Here is a 22,411-nt window from a genome sequence, read left to right on the forward strand (position 1 = left end):
GTTTGGAGTGGAGGTGTTTGCGTTCATGGGCAGGCTTTCGCGTTGGCGCTATCAGGAACGGCATAAGGGCGATCAATGCCACAAGCATGCTTGCCAAGCGGGCGGAATACTTTGCCGGTGCCTTGGGTTTCCATTGAGTTTTGGTTGGCTATTCGTCCAGGCGCCGGAAGGCTGGAGATGAAATGCGGCGGTTGTGAATACGTTTTTCTTGAGGGGCCGTTTAGAATCGTCGATTTTTCGGGGAGAGCGACGGACTTCCCCCGGCTGCTTAAGGAAGAGAGCCATGCAACGTTTTGATCGCAGTTCCGTGCCGCCGCCGAGTGGGTTGCAAAGCCCGGAGGCCTGCGCCAACAGACAAGCGCTGGCCGACTGCTTGCTGGCCGACCCGGGGAAGAGGGCGCAGACCCGGGTCCCGAAAGACCTGTTCGATCTGGATTTCGAGTCGATCCATGCCGGCCTCAACCGGTTGTTTGACGGCAAGTGTGCGTTCTGTGAAAGCGCAGTCCCCACGTCGCTCTACCGATTTCGCCCGGAGAGTGGGGTGATCCCGGTCGAGAAGACGCCCGATGCTCATCTGTATTACGTCTGGCTGGGCGGAGCCTGGGAAAACCTCTATCCCATCTGTGCGGATTGCACCCCGCAAAGGCCTGGATACTTCCCTGTCCAGGGCAAGCGCATGTCGATCCCCACTGAACGACAACTGCGCGATTACGCAACGGAAAACCTCGGCTCATGGCGCCACTACCCGCTTGCAGAGCGCAGTCTCCTGCTCGACCCGTGCGCGGAAAGGCGTCTGGAGACTCACCTGTGCCCCGATCTTTCCGGCAGGCTCTTCGCTCTGACGGAGCGGGCCTTTGAAACGATTACCCATTTCCGGCTTGATCGTCCCGAGCTGGTTGAACGACGTGGCGACAGGCTGCGGCAATACTTCCGCGCCTTGACCGATGAGGTACTGCTTCAGCCCCGTGCGCAAGGACGGGAAGCCGAACAGATCCTTGACTTCGCAACGTTGGAGTTCGGTGGTCTCTGGTATCTGCTGTGTCGCTCCATTGCCTCGGTGCTTATGCCGGTTGGCGCCACGCGACTGTCTCTGTCGCCGGTGGGTATGGGGCCGACATTCCAGAAAATCGTCCGTAGCAAAGGTTATGAGTCCCGGCTTGCGGGCCTTCAAGCCAAGTTGGAGGAGCGCCTGTGGAAGGTGATTTCCCGTGATCCAGGACGGGCTCCGATCGACTCTCCCTTGGTGTCGGTTCGCTTGAACAACTTCAAGGGCATCGAGCAGCTCGAGCTGGCGATGCCACTTGCGCAAGCGCCTTCCTCCGCGAATGTAAAACCTCTTCGACCGGCCTTGCTGATCCTCGGCGAAAACGCCGCCGGCAAAAGCTCCATCCTCGAAGCCCTGGCCCTGGCGCTCTGCACCGAAGAGGCTCGCGGGCAACTGCCGGTCGATATTGCATCGCTGCCCCTCGATCCTGAGTTGTTGGGCGCGGGGCAGGTTGCCCAATGCACCTCGGCGACGGTGAGCGTCACCTTCCAGAACACCCACAAACGAAAACTGACCATTGCCGCAGGGGCCTTCTGGCTCGACGGTACGCCCAGAACACCTCCGGTCTTTGCCTACGGCGCCTTTCGCCAATACCAGAAGCAGGTGCGCCGCTACAGCGCGGAAAAATCGATCATCAACCTGTTCGACTCGACAGCCTTGCTGTCCAACCCGGAAAAGTGGCTGCTGGGCCTCAAACAGGTCGAGTTCGACAGTGTGGTGCGGGCGCTGCGGGACATCCTCTCCATCGAAGGCGAATTCGAGGTCATGGAGCGCGACGTTGAAAACCAGCGCTGCCTGATCGTCACAGCGGCGGCCGGTGGCCGGGCCCTGTGCCGGACGCCGTTGAGCCTGGCTTCCTCGGGCTATCGCTCGGTGCTGGCGATGGTCTGTGACATTATCCAAGGCCTGATGAACCGGCGTATCAACCCTTACTTCGAAAGCCTGGAAACCGCCTGGGCCGTGGTGCTGATCGACGAGGTCGAAGCCCATTTGCACCCACGCTGGAAAATTCAGATCATGGGCGCGCTGCGCAGCGCCTTGCCGAACGTGACCTTTATCGCCACCACTCACGATCCGCTGTGCCTGCGGGGCATGCGGGACGGTGAGGTGATCGTCATGCAGCGGGTCGCCAGCCAGGACAATCCCGACAGCGAGTGGCCGGTCATGGTGGAGCAGGTGGTGCGCCTGCCCAATGTCAGCCAGCTGACCATCGAGCAGTTGCTGACCTCGGACTTTTTCAGCCTCAGTTCCACCGACCAGCCGGACACCGAGCGTGAACTGGCGATGTTCACGGATATCCTGGCGGCCCGGGAGCAAGGCAAGCCGCTGACCGAGACGCAGCTCAAGGCCTGGCAGCGTTTCCAGCGCGATATCAGCGATGCCTTGCCGGTTGGTTCCACGGAAGTGCAACGTCTGGTGCAGGAGGCGGTGGTGGAGTACCTGAAGAGTCGTCGACAAGTCTCCAGCGATACGCTGGCCAAACTGCGCGAGTCATCCAAGAGGGACATCCTCAAAGCGCTTGGGACACTCTGAATCATGCGTGCCGTGATCCGAAAGACCGCCAAGCTGCCCGACGCCATGTCCGGCGACACTTCACCTGCGGCGAAGGAATTGCAGAAGCTGCAACGCTACTTCAGCGCTCCGACGGGCAGCCCTCCGGCGTTTGCCGTTTACAAATCCGACAGTGTAAAAAAGCAGCTGGATGAGTTGTTCCATGGCAAATGCGCCTACTGCGAAAGCTTCTATGCCTCGACAGCGCCCGTCGACGTTGAACATTACCGGCCCAAAGGGGCCGTCAGCGAATCGGCAGACCATCCGGGTTACTGGTGGGTCGCCATGGATTGGGACAACCTGCTGCCCAGTTGCATCGACTGCAATCGCAAGCGCAAACAGATCACCCCCAGATTGTCGAACAAACTGCTGACGTTGCAGGAGAACCGCCAGGGCTTCAGCGATTCAAGCGTGGTCCTGACGGGCAAGAAGGACAGCTTTCCGATCCTGGGCCCGCGTGCGATGTCCGCGACGGCCGATCTGGCCGCCGAGTATCCGCTGCTGCTCGATCCTTGCCGCGATAATCCGGATGATCACCTCAGGTTTCATATCGACCGGGCCAATCTGATCGGCCTGGTATTGCCCAGGCCCCATCAGGGTGCCGACTTGCCAGGTGTCGTCGACGTCGATGCGACGATGCTGCCGATGATCCGGGAAGCCCTTGAGGGAGGGTTGAGCCTCAAGGGCATTCTTTCGATTCACGTCTACGGTCTGAACCGACTGGGCCTGGTGCAGGAGCGCACGCGTCTGCTGCGTCAGCTGGAATTCCTGGAAATGTTTGCGTTGGAAATGAGGTTGATGGCCGATGAACTTGAGCCTGACCCGGATGTGCCGATTCTTGATGCGCAGGATCAGGCTCGACGCTCGCGCGATGAACGTATCGCCAAGCGTCTGCGGTTTTTGCAGGAGCAGATTTTGGGGCAGATGAAGGCCATGGCCCGGCCTGATGCGCCGTATTCGGCCATGGTCCGCGAATGGATCGAAGGCTTCAAGGCCCGCCTCATGGCCTGAACCACCGCAGTCCCCTTGTAGGAGCGAGCTTGCTCGCGAAAAACATCAGCAACGCCACGGTCAATCTGACACCCCGCGTTATCGTTGACGTTTTATCGCGAGCAAGGTCGCTCCTACAGGGGAGCGCTGCTCCCGTCATGGGGCCTGTTCACCCACCGCCGGCCGCACGCCCTGGTGCTCGGCCACCACGCGCAAGGTCCTGAGGCTGACCATCGGCGCGTCGACCACGAACTGATTGGCCAGCCAGGACGGGATATCGCCGGCCGGCTCGGCTTGCAGCTCATAAGTTACACGGGTTTGCGTGTCGCTTTCGGGGCGCAGGGTCCAGGTGCCGGTCAGCTGGCTGACACGGATCTGCCCCGGCACGGCGGGTACGAAGCCGGGCACCGCCTCCAGGCGTCGAGTCAGGCTGCCATCGTCGGCGCGTTCGCTGTGCACGTGAATCACCATGTCACGGGTTTGCGCCGGCCACGGCAACGCAGTGGTCAGATAGACCCAGGTGTCGTCGCCGTCATTTTTCAACAGGCGCATATCGGCGCAGGCATACAGCCATTTGCAGGCGACCCGCAGGTTTTCCTGCAGGTTGCTCAGGGTGTCGACATCGGCCTTGATCGCCACCTCGCCGCGAAAGCTCTGGTAGCGCGAGCCGGGGACCTGGCTCAGGTAGACCCGAATACCGTCTTCGTCCTTGGCCAGCCGCCAGTCCGGGGGCGCCGCCAGGGTCGCCGTGCTGAGGAGGACACTGGCCAGCGCTGTCGCAGATAACAGGATGTTCATTCGGATCTCCGGGTGGCGCGGCCAAGAGTGCCAGGCCACCCAGATATAACACCCGAGCCCGGGTTTTATTCAATGGGCGCCGGCGGCCTTGTTCAGATCGCTCTCGCTCCATTGGGTATAGACACAGGCATCGGCGCTGGCCCAGCGGACCCGCACCAGGTCGCCGGCCTTGAGTGGCATGCCGGTAGCCGACAGCGCCTTGACCGTCATCGCCGTGCCGCCATCGGTGATCACGCTGCAGGTCTGGCTTTCGCCCAGGAAGAGCATTTCGCCGACCTTGGCCGGCACTTCGTTCCAGCCTGCCGCCAGCGGTTCGGCGGCGGCCTGTTCGAGGCTCAGGGCCAGGGCCTTTTCCGGACGCACCATGAGCAACAGCGGCTGCTCGCTGGACGCTGTGCTGGTCGGTCGGATTGCCAGGGTTTGCCCCTCGAAATCCCCCGCGGCGTTGCCCCGGGCCTTGAGCTTGAGGAAGTTCGAGTTGCCGAGGAACGAGGCGACAAAGGCGTTCGGCGGGTTCTGATAGAGGTCGTAACCGCTGCCCAGGCCGACGATCTTGCCGTGGCTGAAGATCGCGATGCGCTGGGACAGGCGCATGGCTTCCTCCTGGTCATGGGTGACGTAGACGATGGTGATACCCAGCCGGCGATGCAGTTGGCGCAGTTCGTCCTGCAAGTCTTCGCGCAGTTTCTTGTCCAGGGCGCCGAGGGGTTCGTCCATCAGCAGGATGCGCGGTTCATAGACCAGCGCCCGGGCAATCGCCACGCGCTGTTGCTGACCGCCGGAGAGCTGGGAAGGGCGGCGATGGGCAAAGGTTTCGAGCTGCACCAGCTTGAGCATGGCCTCGACCCGGCGCGAGCGCTCCTCGCTGCTGAGCTTGCGCAGGGTCAGCGGGAAGGCGATGTTGTCGCGCACCGACAGGTGGGGAAACAACGAGTAACGCTGGAACACCATGCCGATGTCGCGTTTGTGCGGCGGCACCTTGACCAGGGACTGTCCACCCACCAGGATTTCACCGCTGCTGGGCGTCTCGAAGCCGGCCAGCATCGACAAGGTGGTGCTTTTGCCCGAGCCACTGGAGCCGAGGAAGGTGAGGAATTCGCCCTCCTGGATATCCAGGGAAATATTGTCCACGGCGGCGAAGTCGCCGTAGTGCTTGTTCAGGTTGCGCAGGCTGACCAGGGGGCGGTCGGGTTGCTGCGCGGGGTCTTTGATCACGGCACTCATGTTCTACTCCTTGGCGCTCAGGCGCGAAGTTCATTGCGCCGGCGCAGGGCGGCGGCGATCACCATCACCAGCACCGACAGGGCGATCAGCAGCGTCGAAGCGACGGCGATCACCGGGGTCAGGTCCTGGCGCAGGGTGGTCCACATTTTCACGGGCAAGGTTTGCAGGGTCGGGCTGGCCATCATCACGCTCAGCACCACTTCATCCCACGAGACCAGGAAGGCGAACAGCGCCCCGGCGACCATGCCGGGGCGAATCCCCGGGAAGGTCACCTTGAACACCGCCTGCAAGCGTGAAGCGCCGCAGATCACCGCGGCATCCTCGATCGACTGGTCGAACAGCTTCAGCGAGTTGATGATCGAGATGATGGTGAAGGGCAGCGCGACGATCACGTGGCTGACCACGAAGGCGAACAGCGTCCCGGTGTAGCCGAGCTTGAGAAACAGCGCGTACACCGCCACGGCGATGATCACCAGGGGCACGATCATCGGCAGGGTGAACAGCCCGTAGAGCAGTTCGCGGCCAGGGAAACGTCCGCGGACCAGGGCAAAGGCGGTCGGCAGGCCGAGGGCGACCGCGAAGAAGGTGGTCAGGATCGCCACCTTCAAGCTGGCCAGGGCGGCGTTCATCCAGTCGGGGTTGGAAAAGAACTGGCTGTACCATTTCAGTGTCCAGCCCGGTGGCGGAAACACCAACCACTGGGAGGAGCCGAACGACAGCAACACGATGAACACGATCGGCAACAGCAGGAACAGGGCGATCAGCCCGGTGCTGAAGTAGAGGCCCAGGCGCAGGCGCCGGCTCATGGCATTGGGGGTCAGGAGCATGACGACTTACCTCGCATTGCTGGCGCCGACCGGAGATTCCGGCTGGAGCTTCAGGTAGAAGTAGAACAACACCAGGGTGATCAGCACCAGCAGGGCGGCACCGGCGCTGGCCAGGCCCCAGTTGAGGAACGACTGCACCTGTTGAATGATGAATTCCGGCAACATCATGTTCTGCGCACCGCCCAGCAGGGCCGGTGTGACGTAGTAACCCAGGGACATGACGAAGACCATCAGCCCGCCGGAAAACAGCCCCGGCCGGCACAGCGGCAGGAACACCCGCAGGAAATTGCGCCATGGACTGGCGCCGCAGATGGCCCCGGCCTGCAGGATCATCGGGTCGATGGCCTGCATGGTCGCCTGCAACGGCAGGACGATGAACGGGATCATGATGTAGCTCATGCCGATCACCACGCCGGTCAGGTTGTGCACCATCTCCAGGGGCTGGTCGATGATGCCCATGGCCATCAATACCTTGTTGATCACCCCGGAGGCCTGCAACAGCACCAGCCAGGAATAGGTCCGGGCCAGCAGGCTGGTCCACATCGACAGCAGCACGATACTCAGCAGCCAGCGGCCCCAGCCACGGGGCACCAGGGTGATCGCCCAGGCCAGGGGAAAGCCCAGCAGCAGGCTGAACAGCGTGACCAGCCCGGCCACCGAAAAGGTGTTGAGCAGGACCCGCGCATAGGCCGAGTTGGCGAACAGTTGCTGATAGTTTTCCAGCCCGGGCGTGGGCTCCAGCACGCCGCGCAGCAACAGGCCGATCAGCGGTGCGAGGAAAAACAGGCCGAGGAACAGCAGGGCGGGTAACAGATTACCCGCCCCCCGCCAGCGCTGCGCATACGTGGAAGACTGCTGCATGACCGCCGCCTTGCTGCTGGCCAGGCCGGCAGCGCCTGGGGCGCTCCCGGTTGGACGGGTGTCAGGGGAAAGCGTGGCCGCCATTTTCATTTGACCAGCCATTCGTTCCACCGTGTTGCAATGGCCGGACCGTTCTTGGCCCAGTATGCGAAGTCGAGTGTGATCTGATCCTTAGCGTAGGCAGTCGGCAGGTTCGGTGCCAGTACCGAGTCCAGGCGCGCGATGCTGTCGACGTTGACCGGCGCGTAGGCGGTCAGGTTGGAGAAGTCGGCCTGGCCCTTGGCGCTGCTGGCACTGGCCAGGAACTTCATGGCGGCGGCCTTGTTTTTCGTGCCTTTTGGCACGACCAGGATATCGGCCATGACCAGGTTCTGTTTCCAGCTCACGCCCACCGGGGCTCCATCCTGTTGCAGGGCGTAGATCCGACCGTTCCAGAATTGGCCGATGCTCGCTTCACCGGAGGCCAGCAACTGCTGGGATTGCGCGCCGCCGCCCCACCAGACGATGTCTTTCTTGATGGTGTCGAGTTTCTTGAAGGCGCGATCCAGGTCCAGCGGGTAGAGCTTGTCGGAGGGTACGCCGTCAGCCAGCAGGGCCAGTTCCAGCACGCCGGGGCTCGGCCATTTGTAGAGGGCGCGTTTGCCCGGGTAGGTCTTGGTGTCGAACAGGGCGCTCCAGTCCTGGGGCTTGCCGGCGCCCAGCTTGCCTTGGTTGTAGCCGAGGACGAAGGAGAAGTAGAACGAACCGACGCCATGGTCGGAGACGAAGCGCGGGTCGATCTTGTCGCGCTGGATCTGGCTGAAGTCCAGTGGTTCGAGCAGGCCTTCGGCGGCGGCGCGCAAGGCGAAGTCGGCTTCGACGTCGACCACGTCCCACTGCACGTTACCGCTCTCGACCATGGCCTTGAGCTTGCCGTAGTCGGTGGGGCCGTCCTGGACCACGGTGATGCCGCTGGCCTTGCTGAACGGATCGGCCCAGGCCTGTTTCTGCGCGTCCTGGGTGCTGCCACCCCAACTGACGAAGTTGACGCTGTCGGCGGCCATGGCGAAGGAACTGCCGATTGCCAGGAAACCCGCGAGCAATGTCGCGGTTGCACCTTTGTTCAACACCATTTTCACGCCCTCATTTGTTGTGTTTTTGAGCGGGTTGTTGATGCCCGCCTATCGGGAGCAGTAGGTCCATCTGAGCTTTTTAAGGCGACCGTGCCAAGGGCTGTCGTGGATGCTTTCCCTGTCGGGGGCACTTGGCAAATATCTCCGGTCTACGGAATATCATATTATGGTATTCCAAACTTTCTGCAAGCATTTTGCCTTACCGGTGATCCGGCTTTGGCGCTTTTTTACGGGGTATCAGGGTTGTGGGAAGGGGATGCTTTCCACCACCTCCAGGTCATAGCCGGTCAGCCCGGCATATTTGAGCGGTGGCCCCAGATGGCGCAGTTTACCAACGCCGATATCCTGCAGTATCTGTGCCCCGGTGCCGATCTCCGAATAGATCCGCGATTGCGAACGGTGGTACTGGCGCGGTGGTCGGGTCAGTTGCGGCACCCGCTCCAGCAGCGCCTGGGAGGACTCGTGGTTGGCCAGCACCACCACCACGCCACAACCTTCCTCGGCGACCCGTTGCAAGGCCGCCCAGAGTGTCCAGTTGCTGGGGCCGGTGTACTCGGCACCAACCAGGTCACGCAGCGGATCGATGACGTGGACCCGCACCAGTGTCGGTGTCTCGCGGCGGATATCGCCCATCACCATGGCCATGTGCACGCCGCCTTCAATGCGGTCCTCGAAGGTGATCAGGCGGAACGTGCCGTGCACCGTCGGCAGCTCCCGTTCGCCGATCCGCAGCACCGTGTGTTCGGTGCTGAGACGGTAGTGGATCAGCTCGGCGATGGTGCCGATCCTGATCCCGTGGCGGCGGGCGAAGACTTCGAGGTCCGGGCGCCGGGCCATGCTGCCGTCATCGTTCATCACTTCGACGATCACCGAAGCGGGAGTCAAGCCGGCCAGGCGCGCCAGGTCGCAACCGGCCTCGGTGTGCCCGGCGCGGGTCAGCACGCCGCCTTCGCGGGCCCGCAAGGGAAAGATATGCCCGGGTTGGACCAGGTCTTCGGCGCGGGCATTGGCCGCCACCGCCGCCTCGACGGTGCGGGCGCGGTCGGCGGCGGAGATGCCGGTGGTCACGCCGTGGGCGGCCTCGATGGACACGGTGAAGGCGGTGCTGAATGCGCTGCCGTTGCTCGGCACCATCTGCTCCAGGCCCAGGCGCCGGCAATGCTCGTCGGTCAGGGTCAGGCAGATCAGTCCGCGTGCCTCGCGGGCCATGAAACTGATAGCCTGGGCGCTGCAGCAGTCGGCGGCGATCAGCAGGTCGCCTTCGTTCTCGCGATCTTCGTCGTCCACCAGCAGGACCATCTTGCCCTGGCGGTAGTCGTCGATGATGTCCTGGATACTGTCAAAAGCCATGCCGGCGCTCGCTCTATCTGAAAATGTGATTTATGGTATACCATAATACAAAATCAACCAGCAATGAGGTCATCGATGAAGGCTTACTGGATTGCCCATGTGGATGTCACGGACCCCGAGCAATACACCGAATACACCAGCCGCGCCCCGGCGGTATTTGCCCGTTATGGCGGACGCATGCTGGCACGGGGCGGGCGTGCCGAGGCGCTGGAGGGCAGGGCGACACCGCAGCGCAATGTGGTGATCGAGTTCGAATCCTACGACCAGGCGCTGGCCTGTTATCGTTCGGCGGAATATCAGGAAGCGCGCGGGCACCGCGAAGGCGCGGCGCAGGCGGAAGTGATCATTGTCGAGGGCATGGCGCCCTGAAGACGTTCAGCGGATAAAGTGGATCTTGCCGCTGTCGTCGTTACCGATGTAGATACCGTAGACCCCGGCCTGGCGTTCCTCGATATAGCGTTCGAGGATCTGCCGGATCGCCGGATAGTAGATGCTGTCCCAAGGGATGTCCTCGGGCGCGAAGAACTGGTAGTCCAGGGTTTCCGGGCCGAACTGGCCGGTGATCTCCAGCGCGATGGCGCGGAAGATGATGTACACCTCGCTGATCTTCGGCACGCTGAAGATCGAGTAGGGCGAGAGGATTTCCGCGCGCACGCCGCTTTCCTCCCAGACTTCCCGCAGCGCCGCCTGCTCGGTGGTCTCGCCCGCTTCCATGAAGCCCGCCGGCAGGGTCCAGGTCCCGGGCCGGGGCGGGATCGCCCGTTGGCACAGCAGGTACTGGCCGTCGCGCTCGATGATGCAGCCGGCGATGATCTTCGGATTGACGTAGTGAATGTAGCCGCAGCCCCCGCACATCAGGCGCTCATGGGTGTCGCCTGGCGGCACTTGCCGGCCGAGGTCGGCACCGCCGCACTGTGGGCAGAAGCGTGGGCTGGACATGTCAGCGACCCATGCGCGGTTCTTTGAGGGCAATCGGGGCGGTGATCTCGGGAGCTGGACCCGCTTCGTCCTGCTTGCGCTTGAGGTACTCCAGGGCAACCTTGGCCGCCGCGCGCACGTGATCGACCGAGGCCTGGTGGGCGGCCAGCGGGTCGCCGCTCTTGATCGCCTCGACGATGCGTTCCATTTCCTGATTGCTGGCGCCGCGACGGTTTTCCTGGGACACCGAGGTCGCCCGCAGGTAGCTGATCCGCGCTTGCAACTGGCGCAACTGGGTGGCCGCGGCACGGTTGCCCGAGCCTTCGAGCAGGACGTCGTAGAAACCCTGCACCGAATCGATCACCTGTTGCAGTTCGCCCTCCTTGAGGGTTTTGCGATTGACCTCAAGGGCCTTTTCCAGGGCCTTGATATCCTTGGCCTTGGCTCGCAGGGTGAACAGCTGGACGATCAGGCCTTCGAGCACGCAGCGCAGTTCGTAGATATCGACCGCATCGTCGAGGGTGATGATGGCAACGCTCGGGCCCTTGGCATCGGCGAACGCCACCAGGCCTTCGGATTCCAGGTGCCGCAGGGCTTCGCGCACGGAGGTACGGCTGACGCCAAGGCGTTCGCAGAGGTCGCGCTCGACCAGGCGATCGCCGGGCATGAGCTGGAAGTTCATGATGGCGCTTCGCAGCTTGTCCAGCACGATTTCGCGCAGGGTGACGGGGTTGCGATTGACCTTGAAGCTGTCGTCGAGTGGCAGGCGTTTCATGGGATCCGCTCTAAAAGTTCGTGGGGCCGATCGAGGGCCGAAATCATCGCCAAGCTTATCATGCGTCGTTCGCCCGCGTCGGCTCGCGCCGTGGCAAAACCTCAGGCCAGTGCGGGCAGCGGGCCGAGTTTGCCCTTGTGGTAGATCATCGGCGTTACCGGCTGTTCGGGCAGGATCAGGTTCTTCACCGCGCCGACGATGATGGCGTGGTCGCCGCCGTCGTATTCGCGCCACAGCTCGCACTCGATGATCGCCGTGGCGTTGCGCAGCAGCGGATTGCCCAGGGCGCTCAGGTGCCAGTCGATACCACGGGCCTTGTCCTTGCCTTTGCCGGCGAAGGCATAGGCCTCGGCCTGCTGGTCCGCCGAGAGCAGGTGGATGGCGAAGCGCTTGCTGTCCCGCAGGATCGGGTAGGTGTCCGAGGCGTAGTTGGGACAGAACAGCACCAGCGCCGGGTCGATGGACAGGGCGCTGAAGGCACTGGCGGTAATCCCGACGATGCCGCCCTCGGCGTCCAGGGTGGTGACCACCGTGACGCCCGATGGGAAGGAGCCCATGACTTCTTTGTAGATACCGGGTTCGATCATTTCGTCTGTCTCCTAGCGCATCACGAAGGGGTCGGGCATGGGGGCGGACGAGAGGTTGATCCACACCGTTTTCAGTTCGGTATAGGCCAGCACCGAATCGATGCCGCTCTCGCGACCGTAGCCGCTATTCTTGAAACCGCCGATGGGCGCCATGGCCGAGACCGCGCGGTAGGTGTTGACCCAGATGATCCCCGAGCGGATGTCCCGGGCCAGGCGATGGGCACGGCCCAGGTCGCGGGTCCAGATGCCGGCGGCGAGGCCGAATTGCGAGTCGTTGGCGATGGCCAGTGCTTCGGCTTCGTCCTTGAAACGGATCACCGAGGCCACCGGGCCGAAGACTTCTTCCTGCATGATTTTCATCGAGTTGCGGTCGCATTCGAACAGGGTCGGCTCGTAGAACCAGCCGTTGCCCAGGTTCGCCGGCCGCTTGCCGCCCAGGCGCAGGCGCGCGCCTTCGGCCAGGGCGTCGGCCACCAGGCCTTCGACCACGGCCAGTTGCTGCGCGGTGGCCATGGGGCCCATCTCGCTGCTGTCATCCTGGGGGTTACCGATGCAAATGCGCTGGGCGCGTGCCACCAGGCGCTCGACGAATTCGTCATAGATCTCGTCCTGCACCAGCAGGCGTGAGCCGGAGACGCAACTTTGCCCGGAGGCCGCGTAGATCCCGGCGATGGCGCCGTTGATCGCGCTGTCCAGGTCGGCATCGGCAAAGATGATGTTCGGTGACTTGCCGCCCAGTTCCAGGGACAGCTTGGCGAAGTTCTCGGCGCTGCTGCGCACCACATGGCGGGCGGTGGCGGCGCCGCCGGTGAAGGCGATCTTGCGCACCAGCGGGTGGCGGGTCAGGGCGGCCCCGGTACTTGCGCCGTAACCGGTGATGACATTGACCACGCCGGGTGGGATGCCGGCTTCCAGGGCCAGGCGCGCCAGTTCCAGGACGGTGGCCGAGGCGTGTTCGGAGGGCTTGAGGACGATGGTGTTACCCGCCGCGAGGGCCGGAGCCAATTTGATCGCGGTCAGGTAGAGCGGGCTGTTCCAGGGGATGATCCCGGCAACCACACCCATCGGCTCGTGCACGGTGTAGGCGAACAGATCCGGCTTGTCCAGCGGCAGGGTGCCGCCTTCGAGCTTGTCGGCCAGGCCTGCGGTGTAGTGGAAGAACTCCGGCAGGTAGCTGACCTGGCCACGGGTTTCGCGGATCAGCTTGCCGTTGTCACGGCTTTCCAGCTGGGCCAGGCGTTCCTTGTTTTCCGCGATCAGATCGCCGAGGCGGCGCAGCAGCTTGCCCCGGGCGGTGGCGCTGAGGCCCCGCCAGGCCGGGTTCTCGAAAGCCCTTTGGGCGGCCTGGACGGCGCGCTCGACATCGGCTTCGTCGGCGTCGGGCAACTGCGCCCAAGGTTCGGCGAGGGCCGGGTCGAGGCTGTCGAAGGTCTTGCCGGACAGGGCATCGACCCATTCACCGTCGATGCACATCTGGAAACGGGCGAGTGTCATGCAACGATCCCCTTTATCGGGTTGGGTCGGACGTGGGCGTTGGCGAGGAAATCCAGCAGCACCTGGTTGACCAGGCGCGGCGACTCCACGGGCATCATATGCCGTTGCTCGGCGAGCACGGCAACCTGTGCGTGAGGAATCCGTTCGGCCAGTTGCCGGGCCATCTGCGGCGTCGAGCCCGGGTCCAGCTCGCCGGTGGCGATCAGGGTCGGAACCTGGATGTCGTGCAGGTCGTCGGCGCGGTACATGTCCTGGGTGGCGAACAGCTCGTAGGTGGTCAGGTAACCCTGGGGGTCGTTGCCGGCCAGGGTCTGGCGAATGGCGGCGATCTGCGCCGGGTTTGCCGCCTGGTATTCGCGGCTGAACCAGCGTGACAGCGCCGCCTCGGCGTTGGCATCGGGGCCGTGTTGCGCCGCCTGGCTGGTGCGGGCGATCACCCCGGCACGCTGTTCTTCACTGCGGTTGAACACGCTGTTGAGCACCACCAGGCTGTGCAGCTGTTGCGGGTAGTGCAGGGCGAAGGCCCGGGCCACCAGGCCGCCCATGGAAAAACCGATCACATGGGCCGCCGGCAACTGCAGGTGTTCAAGCAATTCGTGCAATTGCCCGGCATAGCCGGGCAGCCCACAGTCCGGGTCGGGACGTGGGCTGGCGCCGTGGCCGAGCATGTCGTAGGCGATCACCTGGTAGTGCGGCGCCAGACCGACGATCTGGCCGCCCCACATTTCTTTGTTCAGCCCTACGCCGTGGATCAGAACCACGGGCGGGCCCTCGCCGGTCGCCAGGTAACTGGTGCCGGCCGGGGTGCGTTCAGCGGTGTGCCGAATCATGGAGCGCTCCTGCCTTTCTTGTTGATTACCGGGCTTTTTCGGCGGCCAGTTCTTCCAGGTCGATGTAACGGTTGCCGATGCGCGGGTGCAGGCGGCCACCGTCGGCGCAGCCGAGCACGACGACGATTTCGTCGGCACGGGGGGCGTCTTCAATACGCATTTCCAGGGTGATGTAGTGCGAGCGCAGGCCTTCGTCGTCCTTGTGCATCATCGGGATCTGGATCGAGGTGCCGGGACCGCCGCGCTTGTTGGTGAAGCTCAGGTAGCTCTTGGCCTGGACCGCCTCGCGGTAGTGGTTGCCGAAGCGCAGGGTATGGATCACCGCCGAGGCGTGTTCGATTTCACCGTCGGCGCCGACCACCGCGGCCTTGCCATAGGCTTCGATGCGCTCGGCACCGCCGATGGCGGCCACCAGGCGCTCGACCATCATGGCGCCGAGGTCGGAGCAGTGGGCGCGGATTTCCGGTTTCAGGTCTTCGACGAAACCACGACCCAGCCAGGGGTTTTTCATCACCACGGCGAGGCCGATCATGGTCACCGGTTTGTCCGTGGCCTTGCCGCCTTCGATCAGGGTCTGTTCGGAGTAGCTGACGATCTTGCGGATTTCGAAACTCATAAGGGGGCTCCTGGGTGCACGTTGATCAGATGGTATGATGGTATACCATAATATTGAGTGCGCAAGCCCCCTCGTGAGAGTTTGTGAGTCCGTTACCGATAAAGGGCTCCCTACAGGGGAAGGTTGTGTTGGCGGATCATCTCCATCAGTTGCCGCAAGCCCGGCTGCGACTGGCGCTGGCTGGAGTAGTAGAGGCAGAACGGCGCACCCATGCTCGACCACTCCGGCAGCACCTCCTGCAAGCTGCCGTCCTCCAGTTCCCGGACAACCCGTTGCTCCAGGCAATAGGCAATGCCGACACCGGCCAGCGCCGCGTCGATCACCGCCTGGGTGTCCGAGGCGGTCAGGGTTCCGGGGACATCCAGGCGGATCAGTCGTGGGCCGTTGCCCAGTTCCCATTTATAGGCGGTGTTGTCCCCCAGGCGCATCCGCACGCAGGCATGTTCCAGCAGGTCCGCAGGTTTTTCCGGGACGCCACGGCGGGCCAGATAGTCGGGGGAGGCAATCATGATCCAGCGCAATTCGCCGGTCAGGGGCACGGCAATCATGTCCTGGGGCACTGTCGCGCCGTAGCGGATACCGGCATCGAAACCTTCGGCGACGATGTCCACCAGGCGGTCTTCGACCTTCAGGTCCAGGTTGATCTGTGGGTAGGCGGCCATGAAGTCACCGAGTACCGGGGTGATCAGCAAGCGGGCGGCGTCACGGGGCACATTCAGGCGCAACCGGCCGATTGGCGCGTCGCGATAACGGTCGAGCTCGTCGAGGGCTTCCTGGATGGTGGCGAAACCGACGGCGAGCTTCTGCGCCAGGAGTGCGCCGGCGTCGGTAGGCTCCACCGAGCGGCTGTTGCGGTTGAGCAACTTGACCCCCAGGCGGGTTTCCAGATTGCGCAGGGTATGGCTCAGCGCCGAGGTGGTGACCCCCAGGTCGTGGGCCGCCTGGCGGAAACTGCGGCGGCGGATGATGGCCATGAACACATTGAGGTCGGCCAGTTCGGAGCGGTTGAAGACTGCCATGTCGTGGCCTTTTTACGAGGAAATGAGGTGAACGGGGTGTTGAGCCCTATTCAACCATGGATGACCTAAAATCATGACCCTTTTAGGTTTCGATTCTGTTGGAGATCATCATGAGCATCGAACATATCGCTATTGCCGGCATCGACAAGCCGGTCTCGCGCATCGCCCTCGGTACCTGGTCCATGGGTGGCTGGATGTGGGGCGGCGCGGACGATGAAGTCTCGATCCAGACCCTGCGTCACGCCCTTGAGCGTGGCATCAACCTGATCGATACCGCACCGGTCTACGGCAAGGGGCATTCCGAAATACTGATCGGCAAGGCCTTGAAGGGCGTGCGCGACCAGGCGGTGATCGCCACCAAGGCCGGCTTGCAGTGGGATGATGGTTCGGTCCGGCGCAATGCCACGGCGGCGCGGATTCGCCGGGAAGTCGAAGACTCCCTGCAGCGTCTGCAGACCGACTATATCGATCTGTACCAGATCCACTGGCCCGATCCCCTGGTCGAGCAGCAGGAGACCGCGCTGGAACTGGAGAAGCTGCGCCAGGAAGGCAAGATCCTGGCCGTGGGTGTGAGCAACTATTCACCGACGCAGATGGACGAGTTCCGCGAGTACACCGCGCTGGCCACGGTGCAACCGCCCTACAACCTGTTCGAACGGGCCATCGACAGCGATATCCTGCCGTATGCCAAGTCGCATTCGCTGGTGGTGCTGGCTTATGGTTCTCTATGCCGTGGGCTGCTGACCGGTTCCATGAGTGCGGCGACGGCGTTCGGCAGCGACGATATCCGCGGTGTCGATCCGAAGTTCCGTGCTCCGCGTTTTGAACAGTACCTGGCGGCCGTGGCGGCGCTGGACCTGTACGCCCGCGAGCGGCACGGTAAATCGGTGCTGGCCCTGGCCTTGCGCTGGGTGCTCGACCAGGGGCCGACCGTTGCCTTGTGGGGCGCGCGCAAGCCCGAGCAGTTGAAGGGCATCGAAGAAGCCTTTGGCTGGAGCCTGTCGGCGGATGATCTGCAGCAGATCGACCAGATCCTGCTCAACACCATCAAGGACCCGGTGGGGCCCGAGTTCATGGCGCCGGGCATTCGCGCCCTGGGCTGATGCCTGTTAACGGCAGCCGGTCAGGGTGACCTTGCAGGTAGAAGGTGTGCCACCCGATTCAGCGGCGAAGCGCTGGCAGTTGCCCATCGCTTTGACGCTGGCGGTTTTCACGTTCGGTCCCCACGCCAATCCGCCATCTCCCAAGGTCGGCACGGCCTTGGCATAGCAGGCGTAACCCCCGACCGGGGTTTGCGAGCCTCTCCCCGAACAGCCGGCGATCATTGAAAAACTGATCGCCAGCATCAGCAGGCAGAACAGGGACGGGGCGTTGCGTGACGCTTGTACGTTCATGGCAGTGTCGCTATTGCGGAGTAAGTCCTGCCTATTGTCCTGCCTTATGGGTGACTCGGATAGTCCCGTTGCAAGGCCAGGTTCAGGGCCAGCACATTGACCCGCGACTCCCCGAACACCCCCAGCGACGGCCCCTGGGTATTGGCCTGGACCAGCGCCAGCAGGTTATCCAGCGGTGCGCCACGTTGCTGCGCCACGCGGGTGGCCTGCAAGGCCGCATTGGCCGGGCTGATGTCCGGGTCCAGGCCGGAGGCCGAGGTGGTCAGCATATCGGCGGGCAGCGTCTGGCCGACCAGTTCCGGTTGGGCCTGCTCCAGGGCATGGCGGTCGGCGCTCAGTCGATCGCTCAGGGCCTGGCTGGTCGGCCCGAGGTTGGAGCCCGAGGAACTGGATGCGTTATAGGGCGACGGCACGGTTTTCAGCGGGTCCTTGGGGTCGGTGTCGGTGGTGGCCGACGGCCGCCCATGGAACCACTGCGGCGCGTCCCATTGCTGGCCGATCAGCGCCGAGCCGATGACCTGGCCTTCGGCGCTTTTCACCAGGCTGCCGTTGGCCTGGGCGGGGAACAGCCACTGCCCGATCCCGGTAACGGCGAAAGGGTAGATCAGGCCGCAGAGCACAAAGGTGGCCGCGCTGACACGCAGGGCCGGTGACAGGAACTTGATCATGATCCGATCCTCCTACAGGAAGGGCGCCAGGCACAGGTCGATCAGCTTGATGCCGATAAAGGGCGCAATCAGCCCGCCGACGCCGTAGACCAGCAAGTTGCGATAAAACATCGTTTCCGCGCTCTTGGGCATGAAGTTGACCCCGCGCAGGGCCAGGGGAATCAGCGCGGGAATAATCAGGGCGTTGAAGATCAGCGCCGAGAGAATCGCGCTTTGCGGCGTGGCCAGGTGCATCAGGTTCAAGGCCGCCAGGCCCGGCAGGGCGACCATGAACAGCGCTGGCAGAATGGCAAAGTACTTGGCCACGTCGTTGGCGATGGAAAAGGTCGTCAGGGCACCGCGGGTGATCAACATGCGCTTGCCGATGGTGACCAGGTCCAGCAGCTTGGTCGGGTCGGAATCCAGGTCGATGATATTGGCCGCTTCCTTGGCCGGCATGGTCCCGGTGTACATGGCCAGGCCGACGTCCGCCTGGGCCAGGGCCGGGGCGTCGTTGGTGCCGTCGCCGGTCATGGCCACCAGGTGTCCGGCCGCCTGTTCGCTGCGGATCAGCCTGAGCTTGTCTTCCGGGGTGGCCTGGGAGACGAAATCGTCGAGCCCGGCCTGGGCGGCGATCACGCTGGCGGTGGTCGGGTTGTCGCCGGTGACCATCACCGTGCGAATGCCCATGGCGCGCAACTGCGCGGCCCGTTCGCGGATCCCCGGCTTGAGCACGTCGGACAGGTTGATGATACCCAGGATCCGTCCGTCGATGGCCACCGCCAGGGGCGTCGCGCCTTGCTTGCTGACGCCTTGGGCGATGCGCTCGAGGTCGGCGGGAACCTCGCTGCCGTAGCTGTCCTTGACGTAGCTGACCAGGGAATTCACCGCCCCCTTGCGCACCACGCGGCCGTCGGCGAGGTCCGAACCGCTCATGCGGGTCTGCGCCGAGAAGTCCATGCCCACGGCTTCTTCCAGTCGGTTTTCTTCATGGATACCCAGGGATTTGGCATAGGCGCTGGTGGACTTGCCTTCCGGGGTGCTGTCGAACAGCGAGGCGAGGTAGGCCGCCTGTTGCAACTCCTGGCGCGTGACACCCTTGACCGGCAGGAACTCGGTGGCCTGGCGGTTGCCGATGGTGATGGTGCCGGTCTTGTCCAACAGCAGGGTGTTGACGTCGCCGGCGGCTTCCACGGCCTTGCCGGACATCGCCAGCATATTGAAGCGCAGCGTGCGGTCGATACCGGCAATACCGATGGCCGAGAGCAGGGCGCCGATGGTGGTGGGGATCAGCGCGACGATCAGCGCCACCAGGTCGGCGACGTTGATCTGCGCGTTGAGGTAACTCGCCACCGGGGCAATGGCGGTGACCACGATGACGAAGATCAGCGTCAGCACCGAGAGCAGCACGGTGAGGGCGATTTCGTTCGGGGTCTTTTGCCGTTTGGCGCCTTCCACCAGGCTGATCATGCGGTCGAGAAAGGTGTTGCCCGGCGAGGCGGTGACCAGGATCACCAGCGAGTCGGAGATCACCTTGGTGCCCCCGGTGACCGTGGAGTTGACGTCCGAGCCGGATTCCTTGATCACCGGCGCGGATTCACCGGTGATCATCGACTCGTCGACATAGGCGGCGCCTTCCACCACCTCGCCGTCCATGGGAATCAGTTCACCGCGGTTGACCTTGATCAGGTCGTCCTTGCGCAGCGCCGCGGCGGACACCACTTCCAGGCGACCATCGGCGAGCAGCCGGGTGGCATTGAGCTGCGTGGTGGTCTGGCGCAACGAGGCGGCCTTGGCTTTGCCACGGCCTTCGGCCATGGCCTCGGCGAGGTTGGCGAACCACACGGTGATGAACAGGATGAAGGTCACCACGCCGTTGTACAGCGAGGTGGCATTCGATGGGCCGAACAACTGTGGGTTGATCGTCAGTGCGGCGGTCACCAGGGTGCCGATCCAGACCACGAACATGACCGGGTTCTTGATCTGCACCCGTGGGTCGAACTTTTTCAGTGGCTCGACCAGGATCAGCCGCAGACGCTCCTGCCGGTTGTCCGTGCGTGGCGCCTTGCGGGCCGCCACAGGGGGCGACAGCGGAGCCAGTGGCAATACTTTTTCAACTTTCATCTCAGTCTCCTCACCCTTAGAACAGCAAGTGCTTGTTCATGGCGAAAAACTCGGCGATCGGTCCCAGGACCAGCGCCGGCAGGAAGGTCAGTGCGCCGACGATCACGATCGTCGCCAGCCACCAGATGCCGAACATCGGGGTATCGGTACGCAGGGTGCCTATGTTGGGCTGCAGGGTCGGCTTGGCCGCCAGGGAGCCGGCGACCGCCATCAGGAAGATGATCGAGGGATAACGACCGACCATGATCACGCAGGCGATGGCGACGTTGTACCAGGGCGTATTGGCGTTCAGGCCGCCAAAGGCCGAGCCGTTGTTGGCGGCGGCGGAGGTAAAGGCATAGAGCACTTCCGAATAGCCATGCATCCCGGCATTGCCCAGCGCGGCCACGCCGTAGGGCATCACCATCGACCAGGCCGAGGGGGCGAGGATCACCAGGGGGTGAATCAGCATGGCCAGGGAGACCAGGATGATTTCGCGTTTCTCGATCTTCTTGCCGAGAAACTCCGGAGTGCGCCCGACCATCAGGCCGGCGACGAAGATGCCGATCAGGCCGTAGATCAGGAAGTTGAGAAAGCCCACGCCCTTACCGCCGAAGACGCATTGCAGCATCATCTGCACCAGGGTCGAGAGACCGCCCAGGGGGGTGAAACTGTCGTGCATCGAGTTGATCGAGCCGGTGGTGAACGCCGTGGTGTAGGCGGCGTACAGTCCGCTCGCGGCGATGCCGAAACGCACTTCCTTGCCTTCCATATTGCCGCCGGCCTGCAGGGCGCTGGCGTGGGAGTCGATCCCCAACTGGCTGAGCAGCGGTGTGCCGGCCTGTTCCGGAATCACGCAGAGCAGCAGGAAACCCACCAGCATCAAGGCCATGACGGCATAGATCACCGCGCTCTGACGATGGTTCTTGATCATGTGGCCGAACATCACCACCAGGGCAGCGGGCAGGCTGGCCATCAGCAGGAGCAGCACGAAGTTGGTCAGGGCGCTGGGGTTCTGGAACGGGTGCGCGGCGTTGACGTTGAAGAAGCCGCCGCCGTTGGTCCCCAGGTTCTCAATCGCTTCCTGTGCGGCGACCGGGCCCAGGGTCAGGGTCTGATGGCCACCTTGCAGGGTGTCGGTCACCAGGCTGGCATCCAGGGTCTGGGGCACGCCTTGCCAGATCAGGAACAGACTCAGCACCAGCACCACGGGCAGCAGCACCCGGGTGATGAAGCGGATCAGGTCACGGTAGAAGTTGCCGAGATTGGCGCCGCCGTCAGTCACCAGCAAGGCACGAATAAAGGCGATCGCCACCACGAAGCCGGTCGCCGCCGAGGTGAACATCGGAAAGGTGATGGCCGCCATCTGGCTGAAGTTGGACAAGCTGCTTTCGCCGCCGTAGCTCTGCCAGTTGGTGTTGGTGACGAAGCTGATGGCGGTGTTGAACGCCTGCATCGGCTCCATGCCGGCGAAGTGCTGCGGGTTGAGGGGCAGGACATTCTGGAAGATCAGCACCAGATAGATGAGCAGGGCCATCACCAGGTTGGTCGCCAGCATGTGCAACGTGTAGCTTTTCCAGTTCATCGCCTGGCTGCAGGCCTGTTTGCCGATCAGCCGGTAGAGCAGGTTGTCCAGCGGATCGATCAGCCGGTCGAGCACGGTTCTCTGATCAGTCACCACCCTGGCCAGATAACGTCCCGCCACCAGGCTCAGTGCCAGGGTGGCGATCAATGTAATGATGATTTGTAGCCAGAGGTGTGACATTGCATTAACTCCTGAATCAGCGGACTGTTCTGGCGTGCGCTATTAAACAGAAACAGGCAATCAGAACTTCTCCGGGTTGATAACGGCGTAGAACAGATAGATCACTACGCCGACCACCAGCGCCAGTAACAGATCAATGGCCATGTCGAGTATTCCTTCTTGTCGTACTTGAGTGGGGCCGCGGGCCAAGAGCGTCTGCAGCGTTGTTTTAAATCGTTCGGTGAGCCGCTTTCAGGAACCGTTGCGGCTGTGCCGGTTTGGCAGCGCGGGCTTGATATCCGGGGCTTTCGAGGGCGTGATAACGTTGTCGGCAAAGTAGACGACCAGCCCGCACAACAGATAGAAGCCGATGATCGCTGCAAACAGGAGGGCGCTGAGTAACATGATGTCAGTCCTCGATACCTGTGGTGTTAGTGTGCACTTTCAATCGGTCTGGCCGATCTCGGTGGGTACAGTTTCAGTATAAGTAGGGGATGATCATGGCCCGATAAGGCCTGCGTCTTTT

23 protein-coding genes are annotated in these 22,411 nt (G+C 63.1%); 4 read left to right on the forward strand and 19 right to left on the reverse strand.

What is annotated here, in order from left to right:
* Positions 1-283: 283 nt before the first annotated feature.
* Both HX866_RS26250 and HX866_RS26255 read left to right on the forward strand, forming a co-directional pair.
* Positions 284-2,578, forward strand: a complete 2,295-nt coding sequence (locus HX866_RS26250) for an AAA family ATPase (protein WP_177140688.1) — start codon at positions 284-286, stop codon at positions 2,576-2,578.
* A 3-nt stretch (positions 2,579-2,581) separates the two neighbouring features.
* Positions 2,582-3,607 carry an endonuclease gene (locus HX866_RS26255; protein ID WP_177140689.1) on the forward strand — a complete coding sequence of 342 codons (1,026 nt, stop codon included), beginning with the start codon at positions 2,582-2,584 and terminating at the stop codon, positions 3,605-3,607.
* A gap of 135 nt (positions 3,608-3,742) precedes the next feature.
* Here the strand turns inward: HX866_RS26255 and HX866_RS26260 are convergent, their stop codons facing one another.
* From HX866_RS26260 to ribBA, 6 genes are all read right to left on the reverse strand, one after another.
* Positions 3,743-4,384, reverse strand: coding sequence for an START domain-containing protein (locus HX866_RS26260; RefSeq protein ID WP_177140690.1), 642 nt, complete (start codon positions 4,382-4,384; stop codon positions 3,743-3,745).
* A gap of 69 nt (positions 4,385-4,453) precedes the next feature.
* Positions 4,454-5,608, reverse strand: a complete 1,155-nt coding sequence (locus HX866_RS26265; protein WP_177140691.1) for an ABC transporter ATP-binding protein — start codon at positions 5,606-5,608, stop codon at positions 4,454-4,456.
* A gap of 17 nt (positions 5,609-5,625) precedes the next feature.
* Positions 5,626-6,435 (reverse strand): ABC transporter permease, encoded by an 810-nt coding sequence (locus HX866_RS26270; protein WP_177097384.1) that lies wholly within the window; start codon positions 6,433-6,435, stop codon positions 5,626-5,628.
* Positions 6,436-6,441: 6 nt separating this feature from the next.
* Positions 6,442-7,386: an ABC transporter permease gene (locus tag HX866_RS26275; protein ID WP_177097655.1), complete on the reverse strand. Its 945-nt coding sequence runs from the start codon at positions 7,384-7,386 to the stop codon at positions 6,442-6,444.
* On the reverse strand, positions 7,383-8,408 hold the full coding sequence (locus tag HX866_RS26280; RefSeq protein WP_177123850.1) for an ABC transporter substrate-binding protein: 1,026 nt from the start codon (positions 8,406-8,408) through the stop codon (positions 7,383-7,385). The genes HX866_RS26275 and HX866_RS26280 overlap by 4 nt, the downstream gene beginning before the upstream one ends.
* 237 nt (positions 8,409-8,645) lie before the next feature.
* Positions 8,646-9,758, reverse strand: a complete 1,113-nt coding sequence (gene ribBA / locus HX866_RS26285; protein WP_177097380.1) for a bifunctional 3,4-dihydroxy-2-butanone-4-phosphate synthase/GTP cyclohydrolase II — start codon at positions 9,756-9,758, stop codon at positions 8,646-8,648.
* A gap of 75 nt (positions 9,759-9,833) precedes the next feature.
* Here ribBA and HX866_RS26290 point away from each other — a divergent pair, with 75 nt between their 5' ends.
* Positions 9,834-10,127: a DUF1330 domain-containing protein gene (locus HX866_RS26290; protein ID WP_177097378.1), complete on the forward strand. Its 294-nt coding sequence runs from the start codon at positions 9,834-9,836 to the stop codon at positions 10,125-10,127.
* 6 nt (positions 10,128-10,133) lie between these two features.
* On the opposite strand, the gene HX866_RS26295 is transcribed toward HX866_RS26290, so the two are convergent.
* From HX866_RS26295 to HX866_RS26325, 7 genes are all read right to left on the reverse strand, one after another.
* Positions 10,134-10,697, reverse strand: coding sequence for an NUDIX hydrolase (locus HX866_RS26295; RefSeq protein ID WP_177097376.1), 564 nt, complete (start codon positions 10,695-10,697; stop codon positions 10,134-10,136).
* 1 nt (position 10,698) lies between these two features.
* Positions 10,699-11,451 carry a GntR family transcriptional regulator gene (locus tag HX866_RS26300; protein ID WP_177097374.1) on the reverse strand — a complete coding sequence of 251 codons (753 nt, stop codon included), beginning with the start codon at positions 11,449-11,451 and terminating at the stop codon, positions 10,699-10,701.
* Between the two features lie 101 nt (positions 11,452-11,552).
* The gene (locus HX866_RS26305; RefSeq protein ID WP_100943755.1) at positions 11,553-12,038 is read right to left on the reverse strand and encodes a flavin reductase family protein; all 486 of its coding nucleotides are present in this window, start codon (positions 12,036-12,038) and stop codon (positions 11,553-11,555) included.
* A gap of 12 nt (positions 12,039-12,050) precedes the next feature.
* Positions 12,051-13,532, reverse strand: coding sequence for an aldehyde dehydrogenase (locus tag HX866_RS26310; protein WP_177104398.1), 1,482 nt, complete (start codon positions 13,530-13,532; stop codon positions 12,051-12,053).
* Positions 13,529-14,362 (reverse strand): alpha/beta fold hydrolase, encoded by an 834-nt coding sequence (locus HX866_RS26315; protein WP_177097370.1) that lies wholly within the window; start codon positions 14,360-14,362, stop codon positions 13,529-13,531. Before HX866_RS26315 ends, HX866_RS26310 begins: the two co-directional genes overlap by 4 nt.
* Positions 14,363-14,387: 25 nt before the next feature.
* On the reverse strand, positions 14,388-14,978 hold the full coding sequence (locus HX866_RS26320) for an amino acid synthesis family protein (RefSeq protein ID WP_177097369.1): 591 nt from the start codon (positions 14,976-14,978) through the stop codon (positions 14,388-14,390).
* A 110-nt stretch (positions 14,979-15,088) separates the two neighbouring features.
* Positions 15,089-15,997 carry a LysR family transcriptional regulator gene (locus HX866_RS26325; protein WP_177097367.1) on the reverse strand — a complete coding sequence of 303 codons (909 nt, stop codon included), beginning with the start codon at positions 15,995-15,997 and terminating at the stop codon, positions 15,089-15,091.
* Positions 15,998-16,107: 110 nt separating this feature from the next.
* On the opposite strand from HX866_RS26325, the gene HX866_RS26330 reads away from it, so the two are divergent.
* The gene (locus HX866_RS26330; RefSeq protein WP_177104402.1) at positions 16,108-17,100 is read left to right on the forward strand and encodes an aldo/keto reductase; all 993 of its coding nucleotides are present in this window, start codon (positions 16,108-16,110) and stop codon (positions 17,098-17,100) included.
* A 6-nt stretch (positions 17,101-17,106) separates the two neighbouring features.
* Here the strand turns inward: HX866_RS26330 and HX866_RS26335 are convergent, their stop codons facing one another.
* The 6 genes from HX866_RS26335 to HX866_RS26360 all read right to left on the reverse strand — a co-directional run bounded on the left by HX866_RS26335 (position 17,107) and on the right by HX866_RS26360 (position 22,290).
* The gene (locus HX866_RS26335; RefSeq protein WP_177097363.1) at positions 17,107-17,391 is read right to left on the reverse strand and encodes a hypothetical protein; all 285 of its coding nucleotides are present in this window, start codon (positions 17,389-17,391) and stop codon (positions 17,107-17,109) included.
* 44 nt (positions 17,392-17,435) lie between these two features.
* Positions 17,436-18,059 (reverse strand): potassium-transporting ATPase subunit KdpC, encoded by a 624-nt coding sequence (gene kdpC / locus HX866_RS26340; protein WP_177104404.1) that lies wholly within the window; start codon positions 18,057-18,059, stop codon positions 17,436-17,438.
* A gap of 12 nt (positions 18,060-18,071) precedes the next feature.
* Positions 18,072-20,162, reverse strand: coding sequence for a potassium-transporting ATPase subunit KdpB (kdpB, locus tag HX866_RS26345; protein ID WP_177140692.1), 2,091 nt, complete (start codon positions 20,160-20,162; stop codon positions 18,072-18,074).
* Between the two features lie 16 nt (positions 20,163-20,178).
* Positions 20,179-21,906, reverse strand: coding sequence for a potassium-transporting ATPase subunit KdpA (gene kdpA, locus HX866_RS26350; protein WP_177140693.1), 1,728 nt, complete (start codon positions 21,904-21,906; stop codon positions 20,179-20,181).
* Positions 21,907-21,966: 60 nt separating this feature from the next.
* The gene (gene kdpF / locus HX866_RS34900; protein ID WP_100943765.1) at positions 21,967-22,050 is read right to left on the reverse strand and encodes a K(+)-transporting ATPase subunit F; all 84 of its coding nucleotides are present in this window, start codon (positions 22,048-22,050) and stop codon (positions 21,967-21,969) included.
* An 87-nt stretch (positions 22,051-22,137) separates the two neighbouring features.
* Complete coding sequence (locus HX866_RS26360; RefSeq protein WP_177097352.1) at positions 22,138-22,290, reverse strand: hypothetical protein; 153 nt, start codon at positions 22,288-22,290, stop codon at positions 22,138-22,140.
* Between the last annotated feature and the right edge of the window lie 121 nt (positions 22,291-22,411).

Source organism: Pseudomonas gingeri (assembly GCF_013386165.1).
In the GTDB taxonomy this organism is placed as follows: Bacteria; Pseudomonadota; Gammaproteobacteria; order Pseudomonadales; family Pseudomonadaceae; genus Aquipseudomonas; species Aquipseudomonas gingeri_C.

What these genes read in the sequence shown, in the direction of transcription:
- HX866_RS26250 (WP_177140688.1), top strand. Translation starts at nt 284, where the DNA reads ATGCAACGTTTTGATCGCAGTTCCGTGCCGCCGCCGAGTGGGTTGCAA.
- HX866_RS26255 (WP_177140689.1), top strand. Translation starts at nt 2,582, where the DNA reads ATGCGTGCCGTGATCCGAAAGACCGCCAAGCTGCCCGACGCCATGTCC.
- HX866_RS26260 (WP_177140690.1), bottom strand. Translation starts at nt 4,384, where the DNA reads ATGAACATCCTGTTATCTGCGACAGCGCTGGCCAGTGTCCTCCTCAGC.
- HX866_RS26265 (WP_177140691.1), bottom strand. Translation starts at nt 5,608, where the DNA reads ATGAGTGCCGTGATCAAAGACCCCGCGCAGCAACCCGACCGCCCCCTG.
- HX866_RS26270 (WP_177097384.1), bottom strand. Translation starts at nt 6,435, where the DNA reads ATGCTCCTGACCCCCAATGCCATGAGCCGGCGCCTGCGCCTGGGCCTC.
- HX866_RS26275 (WP_177097655.1), bottom strand. Translation starts at nt 7,386, where the DNA reads ATGAAAATGGCGGCCACGCTTTCCCCTGACACCCGTCCAACCGGGAGC.
- HX866_RS26280 (WP_177123850.1), bottom strand. Translation starts at nt 8,408, where the DNA reads ATGGTGTTGAACAAAGGTGCAACCGCGACATTGCTCGCGGGTTTCCTG.
- ribBA (WP_177097380.1), bottom strand. Translation starts at nt 9,758, where the DNA reads ATGGCTTTTGACAGTATCCAGGACATCATCGACGACTACCGCCAGGGC.
- HX866_RS26290 (WP_177097378.1), top strand. Translation starts at nt 9,834, where the DNA reads ATGAAGGCTTACTGGATTGCCCATGTGGATGTCACGGACCCCGAGCAA.
- HX866_RS26295 (WP_177097376.1), bottom strand. Translation starts at nt 10,697, where the DNA reads ATGTCCAGCCCACGCTTCTGCCCACAGTGCGGCGGTGCCGACCTCGGC.
- HX866_RS26300 (WP_177097374.1), bottom strand. Translation starts at nt 11,451, where the DNA reads ATGAAACGCCTGCCACTCGACGACAGCTTCAAGGTCAATCGCAACCCC.
- HX866_RS26305 (WP_100943755.1), bottom strand. Translation starts at nt 12,038, where the DNA reads ATGATCGAACCCGGTATCTACAAAGAAGTCATGGGCTCCTTCCCATCG.
- HX866_RS26310 (WP_177104398.1), bottom strand. Translation starts at nt 13,532, where the DNA reads ATGACACTCGCCCGTTTCCAGATGTGCATCGACGGTGAATGGGTCGAT.
- HX866_RS26315 (WP_177097370.1), bottom strand. Translation starts at nt 14,362, where the DNA reads ATGATTCGGCACACCGCTGAACGCACCCCGGCCGGCACCAGTTACCTG.
- HX866_RS26320 (WP_177097369.1), bottom strand. Translation starts at nt 14,978, where the DNA reads ATGAGTTTCGAAATCCGCAAGATCGTCAGCTACTCCGAACAGACCCTG.
- HX866_RS26325 (WP_177097367.1), bottom strand. Translation starts at nt 15,997, where the DNA reads ATGGCAGTCTTCAACCGCTCCGAACTGGCCGACCTCAATGTGTTCATG.
- HX866_RS26330 (WP_177104402.1), top strand. Translation starts at nt 16,108, where the DNA reads ATGAGCATCGAACATATCGCTATTGCCGGCATCGACAAGCCGGTCTCG.
- HX866_RS26335 (WP_177097363.1), bottom strand. Translation starts at nt 17,391, where the DNA reads ATGAACGTACAAGCGTCACGCAACGCCCCGTCCCTGTTCTGCCTGCTG.
- kdpC (WP_177104404.1), bottom strand. Translation starts at nt 18,059, where the DNA reads ATGATCAAGTTCCTGTCACCGGCCCTGCGTGTCAGCGCGGCCACCTTT.
- kdpB (WP_177140692.1), bottom strand. Translation starts at nt 20,162, where the DNA reads ATGAAAGTTGAAAAAGTATTGCCACTGGCTCCGCTGTCGCCCCCTGTG.
- kdpA (WP_177140693.1), bottom strand. Translation starts at nt 21,906, where the DNA reads ATGTCACACCTCTGGCTACAAATCATCATTACATTGATCGCCACCCTG.
- kdpF (WP_100943765.1), bottom strand. Translation starts at nt 22,050, where the DNA reads ATGGCCATTGATCTGTTACTGGCGCTGGTGGTCGGCGTAGTGATCTAT.
- HX866_RS26360 (WP_177097352.1), bottom strand. Translation starts at nt 22,290, where the DNA reads ATGTTACTCAGCGCCCTCCTGTTTGCAGCGATCATCGGCTTCTATCTG.